Origin of the sequence: Candidatus Phytoplasma pruni (genome assembly GCF_001277135.1) — a bacterium.
Classification (GTDB): domain Bacteria; phylum Bacillota_I; class Bacilli_A; order Acholeplasmatales; family Acholeplasmataceae; genus Phytoplasma; species Phytoplasma pruni.
This window is the reverse complement of sequence record NZ_LHCF01000033.1, coordinates 1-2,515: the sequence shown is the minus strand read 5'-3', so window position 1 is coordinate 2,515 and position 2,515 is coordinate 1. Positions and strand designations below refer to the sequence as shown.

The following is a 2,515-nucleotide window of genomic DNA, read 5'->3' as shown; positions in this document are numbered from 1 at the left end:
AATAGTTTTTTTGTTTCTAAATTTATAAATATCATTAATATTTTAAAAATTCATTAATCTTTTTGGTAATTATGAAGGCAAATTCGGCCATAAAGTGCTTATAGTGTTAGCAACTGCATCATTTATGTTTTTAGTAAAAGCATCAAAAATAAAAGTATAACTAGTTTTAGTTTTGTAATCGTTTTTTACCAAAGTTATAGTAAGGTTGGTAGTGTAAGTTAACTTAGCAGTCACTATATCTTTCATCTTATTGCTATCGTATGCAAAAACTTGAAAAGAATCAGTTTGAACTAAAGCCCATTCATCTATGCATAAATAGTCATTAATAATACTACTTACTACATCTAGAATCATTTTTTTGGAAGCTTTATCGGCGTGCAGAGTTTCAGCATAATTTTTCAACTCATCAACAACCTTAGCCATTCCTATTTTATGTTTGTCTTCGTAAGAAGCATCAAGAGTTTCTACAATATCTGTTGTATCATCTTGAACGTTAACATTGTGTGTAATTTGTGTTTGTTTATGTTCTTCATTATTTTGAGCAAAAATTTTCTGCGTAAAAGGTAAAGTCTAGTGATTTTATCCAATAACTGTTCGATAGAAAGTTCTACTTCTTCGGAAATATTTTCGCCTCTCACGATTTCCATTAAATGTTGAACATAAATCACTAAATGTTTTTTTAAAGTATCTAAATCATTGTCTCTAAAATGTATTATTTCATGAATCAATTCTAACAAAGAATAGCCTGTGTTTTTACAATTGCAAAACGAAATATTAACCGAATCGATTGCCTTTATTTCGTTCTTTTTAAAATAAAAACATCCTAAATCTGGTTCTTTCTTCAATAAACGATAAAAATCAACCGTTTCTAAAGCTATTCTATCATATTTATCATCAACAAACTCTTCTTTAATGCCGGAAAAATCAATCAAATCAAATAAAAGATTAACTTTAGGGATATGATGTTCCACAAGGCCAAAACATAACTGTTTAAAGTTCAACCATTCTTGGAAAGAAGCACAAGGAACTGTTTTAACTTGAGCTACGTTATAAAAAAGCCTTATTTTTTTAGAAAACAAAGAGCCAAAATCATGTTTCCATCCTATAAAAGAATGTTTTTTGGATGAATCTTTTTTATAATCATTTTCTAACAACGAAAAAGAAACATCAATCACAGAGGATTCATCAAATTTTTCCTGTTGCGAAATTACATCATCATTTGCAGATGAAGATTGTTTATCTATCATTTTTCTTGTATTTTTTTCTTCTAAAATGCTTAACTCTATTTCTTCTTTTTTTTGGCTTTTTTCTATAGCATAAACATAAAAAGAGTTAAAATAAAATAAAAATATCGAAATAAAAAATAATAAATTAACTTTTTTTAAACAAAATTTACTTTTTTTCAATTTTTTTCTTTCTAATTTTTAATTTAATAAAAAATTAATAATACAGAAATATTATAACAAATGCATCAAATTTTGTTTAAAAAAAGTTAATTTTAAATATAATCAATGGCGGCTCCGGACAGAATCGAACTGCCGACACGAGGCTCTTCAGGCCACTGCTCTACCGACTGAGCTACAGAGCCAAATATTATTTATTTTGGCGGTCCGGACGGGGATCGAACCCGCGATCTCCTGCGTGACAGGCAAGCATGTTAACCACTACACCACCGGACCTTTTTGTTTGTGTTTTTTTTGGTTGCGGGAGTAGGATTTGAACCTACGACCTTCGGATTATGAGCCCGACGAGCTACCAAACTGCTCTATCCCGCGATCTCAACTTAAATCATAAAAATTATAACATAAGTTATTGGCAAATATTTATAAAAAATTATTTTTAAATATTGGCGGAGGAAGAGGGATTCGAACCCCCGCGCCCTTTCAGACCTTCCAGTTTTCAAGACTGGCCCCTTCAACCGAACTTGGGTATTCCTCCAAAAATTAATTATAACAAAATTTTAATTAAATTTATGGTGGACCCGGTAGGATTCGAACCTACGACCAACCGGTTATGAGCCGGTGGCTCTGACCAACTGAGCTACAGGTCCATACGATGGTGGCGGCAGAGGGACTCGAACCCTCGACCTCACGGGTATGAACCATGTGCTCTAGCCAGCTGAGCTACACCGCCTTTGTTTAAATTTTGTTTTTTAATTTTTGAAATTATTAATATTAATGTTGGTGGAGCTTAGCGGATTCGAACCGCTGACCTCCTGTGTGCAAGACAGGCGCTCTACCAACTGAGCTAAAACCCCTTTTTTTAATGGTACCTGAAGCCGGACTTGAACCGGCACGGCTCTAAAACCATGGGATTTTAAGTCCCACGTGTCTACCTATTCCACCATTCAGGCAAATAAGCTAAATTAAGTTTTCGTTTATATTTGTCTAAAAATTAATAAAATGGTGACCCGTAAAGGACTCGAACCTTTGACACCTTGATTAAAAGTCAAGTGCTCTACCAACTGAGCTAACGGGCCGCCTAATGGTGCCAAAAACAGGAATCGAACCCGCAA

At 33.3% G+C, this 2,515-nt stretch carries 2 protein-coding genes and 9 tRNA genes; all 11 read right to left on the bottom strand.

The genetic code is table 11. The features are described from left to right. Positions 1–69: 69 nt before the first annotated feature. The 11 genes from CPX_RS02760 to CPX_RS02710 all read right to left on the bottom strand — a co-directional run bounded on the left by CPX_RS02760 (position 70) and on the right by CPX_RS02710 (position 2,479). The gene (locus CPX_RS02760; protein WP_200902633.1) at positions 70–423 is read right to left on the bottom strand and encodes a hypothetical protein; all 354 of its coding nucleotides are present in this window, start codon (positions 421–423) and stop codon (positions 70–72) included. 41 nt (positions 424–464) lie between these two features. Next, the gene (locus tag CPX_RS02755) at positions 465–1,406 is read right to left on the bottom strand and encodes a hypothetical protein (protein ID WP_053521627.1); all 942 of its coding nucleotides are present in this window, start codon (positions 1,404–1,406) and stop codon (positions 465–467) included. A 106-nt stretch (positions 1,407–1,512) separates the two neighbouring features. After that, positions 1,513–1,588 (bottom strand) — tRNA-Phe (locus tag CPX_RS02750). A gap of 15 nt (positions 1,589–1,603) precedes the next feature. Further along, positions 1,604–1,679: transfer RNA gene (locus tag CPX_RS02745), tRNA-Asp, on the bottom strand. Between the two features lie 19 nt (positions 1,680–1,698). Continuing rightward, a tRNA-Met gene (locus tag CPX_RS02740) sits at positions 1,699–1,775 on the bottom strand. 72 nt (positions 1,776–1,847) lie between these two features. Continuing rightward, positions 1,848–1,938 (bottom strand) — tRNA-Ser (locus tag CPX_RS02735). A gap of 35 nt (positions 1,939–1,973) precedes the next feature. After that, positions 1,974–2,050 (bottom strand) — tRNA-Ile (locus CPX_RS02730). A 6-nt stretch (positions 2,051–2,056) separates the two neighbouring features. After that, positions 2,057–2,133 (bottom strand) — tRNA-Met (locus CPX_RS02725). 48 nt (positions 2,134–2,181) lie between these two features. Next, positions 2,182–2,257: transfer RNA gene (locus CPX_RS02720), tRNA-Ala, on the bottom strand. Between the two features lie 9 nt (positions 2,258–2,266). Next, positions 2,267–2,353 (bottom strand) — tRNA-Leu (locus tag CPX_RS02715). A 50-nt stretch (positions 2,354–2,403) separates the two neighbouring features. Further along, positions 2,404–2,479: transfer RNA gene (locus CPX_RS02710), tRNA-Lys, on the bottom strand. Positions 2,480–2,515: the final 36 nt, after the last annotated feature.